Genomic DNA, 4253 nt, shown 5'->3' on the forward strand with positions numbered 1-4253 from the left:
CGACCGTATCCTCCAGGCTCTCCCCTCGCGGAATATCGCCCGGGCGCACCTCCTTGTAGCGGATGTCGTTTCTGGCATAGCGCGGGTCATCCGGCGTAAGCAGTGGGGGGCGGACTGACAGGCTGCGCCGCCAGATATGCAGCTGCTCCTCGCCGTACTTAACGGCGGTTTCGCTTTTGCTCAGACCCTGCAGCGCCCCGTAATGGCGCTCGTTCAGCTTCCAGGATTTCTGTACAGGAATCCACAGCAGATCCATCTCCTCCAGCACATAGTTAAGCGTCTTAATCGAACGCTTCAGCACCGAAGCAAAGGCCAGATCGAAGGAGTAGCCCGCATCCTTTAGCAGCTTGCCGGCGGCTTTGGCTTCCTGAACCCCTTTTTCCGTCAGATCGGGATCACTCCAGCCTGTAAACAGATTCTGGCGGTTGTATTCACTCTCTCCATGCCGGATCAACACAACTTCGTACATATCCTCTCACCTCTAACCTTTGATTTCAGTTCTTCTGCTCCGCTTAAGTATATGTCATCTCGAGCCGCTCATCCTCATTATCCTTATACCCCGGCAGGTCCATGCGGATACGCCTGAAGCTGAGAGGCCGGCCCGTCTCATACAAATTTCAAAAAAACCGGATGCCTTCCGGCCCCGGTTCTCTTACATCTATCGCTGTATCCTTGCGTCTTAGTCTGCTTGCTTTAGAACCACTGGTCTGTGGTCATGCCGCTATTCTGCTTCAAGCGTCTCCAGCGGTTCCGGCATAGTCCGGCGCTCCCGCACTTGAGGGCATTGTTTGAAATCCGGCGTCCTCTTGTCATACCTGTGTTCTCCCCTTCCAGGCTGTATGTAAATCTTCTGTAAACCAGGTTGCAACGTATTTACCCCCGGAGTAAAAAGCTGAAACAAAGCAGCCGGAAGAGGAGGACGGGGGCAAGGTCAGCGGATTTCAGACGGGCTTTTCCCCGTGTGCTGCTTGAACTGGCGGCTGAAAAAGAAAATATCACGGTAGCCTAGCGCATCTGCCACCTCGGTGACATTCATTCCGGCGTACAGCAGCAGATGCTGGGCCCGTTCAATCCGGGCACGGATCACATACGACTGGACCGAGGAGCCGGTAATCTCCTTAAATTTAATTGAGAAGTAACGGGGGGACAATCCCGCCCGGGCCGCCAGGTCCTCCACCCGGTGTGCAGCACCCGGATGCTGGCTGACATAATTGGCTACCTCGTGGATAATTTCAGTCAGATGGTTGCTTACATGCCGCTCCACCGGCATCATCCGGTCCTCACGCAGCAGATGGATCATCAGCTGCTTCAAAATCAGCTGCCCCTCCTCCTCGGCAGCGAAGGTTTTGACCAGAAATAAACGTACATAACGGGCAAGCAGATGCTCGAATTCCACCGTCTCTGTCAGCTCACGGTATGGCTGGGGGACCTCTGTCACCTCTTCTGCAACATCAAAGTGAATGTATGTAATCACCAGCGGCTTTTGCGGATTATGTGTCGCATAAGTAGAATCACCCGGGCGGAACAGGAAGCAGCTTCCCTTACCCACCTGAAAAGGCACACCGCTGCGTACAACCGTACCTTCCCCGCTCCAAACATAAAATAAATCATAATTTTGCAGCGGCTTCTCTCTTTTCTGCCATCTCCAGCCCGGTTCGCAGACAATCTTCGCCAGGGCCGGCAGAATTACAAAAGAGGATGGCGATGCATGCAGCATAATATTCCCTCCTAAAAGTTTTGTTCAGCATAATCCTCAATGGAATTACTTCGTGAACAAAACTGTCTTCGTAAGCATCAGCTTAGTTTTGTTCAGCATAATCTTCTATAGAATTACTTCGTGAACAAAACTGACTTCGTAAGCATACGTTTTCCTTACAATACATAATACCTTGTCACGTTCCATTTTGCACATCGTTCCAGGCTAACAACAGGCGGTTCATGCCCTCCTCCAGCGCCTCAGCATCGAGGTGGGCAAAAGAAAAGCAGGCCGCTGCGCTCCCCGGCCTGATCCGGTACAGCGCTGCGTCGCGGAAGTCCGTGCCGCACCGCCGTGCCGCCGCCCGGAAGGCGGCGAACTCCGCCTCTGTGCGCAGCCAGCGCGCATAGATACTTAGGCCTGCATCGCCAGGCAGCGCCTGGAAGATCGTCCCGAGCCGCGCGGCCAGCAAGGCGCGGAAAACCCGTGCGCGCTCGCCATAGATGCGCGTCATGCGCCGCAGGTGGCGGCTGTACCCGCCGGTGCCCATGAACCGCGCCAAGGCCCGCTGTTCCAGCTGGCCTGCCGGGAGCGGCTCATACAATGCCTTGGCGGCAGTGACCGGCTCTGCCAGCGAGGGCGGCAGCACGGCGAAGCCGAGCCGCAGCCCGAAGAACATGCTGCTCGTGAAGGAGCCGACATAGACGACCCGCTCCTCGCGGTCAAGCGCTTTGAGCGGCTCTATAGGCCGGCCGCCCCAGCGGAACTCGCTGTCATAATCATCCTCGATGATGACCGCCTGGTGCCGCTGTGCCCATTCCAGCAGGCGGCGGCGCCGGTCCAGCGGCAGCACCGCGCCGGTGGGGAACTGGCGGCTCGGTGTGACGAAGAGCAGCCGTGCCTCCCAGTCCTCCGGGACAAGTCCGGCCTCGTCCACCCGGCCCGGCAGCAGCGTGCCGCCGCCAATCTCCACCGCCCTTCGGATGCCGTGAAATCCGGGATCCTCGACCACAGCGCTGCTTCCCTGCTCCAGCAGAAGCTGCGCCAGAATAACAATGCCTTGCATTGAGCCGCTGAACAGCACGATCTGCTCCGCATCGGTGCGGATTCCCCGGGTCATCCGCAAATGGGCGGCAATCGCCCGCCGCAGGCCTTCATCACCCTGCGGAGGACAATAGCTCTCCAGCAGTCCGCCTTGTTTGCCTCCCGCATAGTTGAGTGCGCTCCGCCATTCAGCATACGGAAAATGCTCCATCTGCATTCCGCTGCTGCGGAAGCTGATGAAGTCCGCTCCGGCCCGTTCATAGACCGAGAGCTTCCGCTCCATCAGGCGTTCCCCCCAGGCCGTGAGCCTAATCGGCGCTGCGGCCGAAGACGCTGGGCAGGACGTCCTGTTTACAAGGGCTGCATTCCCGCTGTATCCCCCGCCAGCAGCTTCTTCCTCATGTTCTGGTGATACATTCAGAAGATCACCAGAACCCTTGCCCGCTGCACGCGGTTCACCGGTTTCCGGCTTACTGCCTCCAGCTCCGCTGCTTCCTCCCGTTCCGGTAAAGAATCCGTCACCTGAAACAAACGTGCCCCGCCCCCGTTCCGTCTTGATATATCCGTCGGCCAGCAGCATATCGTATACCTGCGAGGCCGACCCGCGTGATAGCAGATACAGCCCGGCCAGCTTCCTTGTGGAAGGCAGCCGGGCCCCTCCCGGCAGCGTCCCGTCAAGAATCGCTGCACGGAGCGCATGATATAACGCCAGATATTTGTAGCGGTACATGTCCAGATACTGGTCATACGGCAGCGTAAAATTCATGCTTTATCCCTCATCTCAAAAGTGGACCATTGAAATTAATGTAAACCGGTACTTTTTCATTGTCAATTCCTCCTCTATGCTAAATGAAATTCCATGGAGCACACGCTTCACATCAAGAGAGAGGATGAGCAGGATGCGCAGAAAAGAGTTTAAGATTGAGCAGGAAGAGGAAATCAGGGAATTTTTACAGGGGATGAGCTTTGGGTTTCTGGGAACCAGTGACGAACAAGGAGCCCCTAGGGTAACCCCGCTGAACTTTGTCTACGATCAGGGAAATTTTTATTTCCACGGCAGTCATGCCGGCGGCAAAATGGAGAGCATCCGGCAGCAGCAGCAGGTCTGCTTCACAGTAGCGGATGAATATGCACTTATTCCCTCCTACTTCAGCGACCCCGAGCTGGCCTGCCCTGCCACCGCTTACTTCAAAAGCGTAACCGCCTACGGACAAGCCGAAATGGTTGAAGATAGTACAGAGAAGGCCGCCGTATTGTCGCTTTTCATGCAGAAGCTTCAGCCGCAGGGCGGCTATGCGCCAATTGTTGCTGATGATCCAAGGTACCGTTCACGGTTGAGGGGGGTTGCCGTCGTGCGGATCGTGCCTGAGGAATTAACGGCCAAATTTAAATTCGGCCAGAATCTGAAGGAGGATGAACGGGCGGGGGTCACCCGGGGGCTTGCCGAGCGGAATGGGGAGCGCGATGCTGAAACGCTGGAAATGATGAAAAAATNTTGCCCTTACCACAGTTA

4 protein-coding genes are annotated in these 4253 nt (G+C 56.4%); 1 reads left to right on the forward strand and 3 read right to left on the reverse strand.

Annotated features, from left to right (window positions below):
• From AQR02_RS23695 to AQR02_RS23705, 3 genes are all read right to left on the reverse strand, one after another.
• A partial coding sequence (locus AQR02_RS23695; protein WP_148449201.1) for a 2,3-bisphosphoglycerate-dependent phosphoglycerate mutase occupies positions 1-469 on the reverse strand: 469 nt, incomplete at its 3' end.
• 462 nt (positions 470-931) lie between these two features.
• The gene (locus AQR02_RS23700) at positions 932-1717 is read right to left on the reverse strand and encodes a helix-turn-helix domain-containing protein (RefSeq protein WP_054942864.1); all 786 of its coding nucleotides are present in this window, start codon (positions 1715-1717) and stop codon (positions 932-934) included.
• Between the two features lie 175 nt (positions 1718-1892).
• Positions 1893-3506 carry an aminotransferase-like domain-containing protein gene (locus AQR02_RS23705; RefSeq protein WP_054942865.1) on the reverse strand — a complete coding sequence of 538 codons (1614 nt, stop codon included), beginning with the start codon at positions 3504-3506 and terminating at the stop codon, positions 1893-1895.
• A 133-nt stretch (positions 3507-3639) separates the two neighbouring features.
• Here AQR02_RS23705 and AQR02_RS23710 point away from each other — a divergent pair.
• Positions 3640-4253, forward strand: a 614-nt coding sequence (locus AQR02_RS23710; protein ID WP_054942866.1) for a pyridoxamine 5'-phosphate oxidase family protein, incomplete at its 3' end; no start/stop codon positions are given.

The organism is Paenibacillus ihuae, from assembly GCF_001368795.1.
Taxonomy (GTDB): domain Bacteria; phylum Bacillota; class Bacilli; order Paenibacillales; family Paenibacillaceae; genus Paenibacillus_AQ; species Paenibacillus_AQ ihuae.

Bases quoted from the DNA above. Each gene is read 5' to 3' on its own strand.
- AQR02_RS23705 (WP_054942865.1), bottom strand. From the start codon at position 3,506: ATGAATTTTACGCTGCCGTATGACCAGTATCTGGACATGTACCGCTAC.
- AQR02_RS23700 (WP_054942864.1), bottom strand. From the start codon at position 1,717: ATGCTGCATGCATCGCCATCCTCTTTTGTAATTCTGCCGGCCCTGGCG.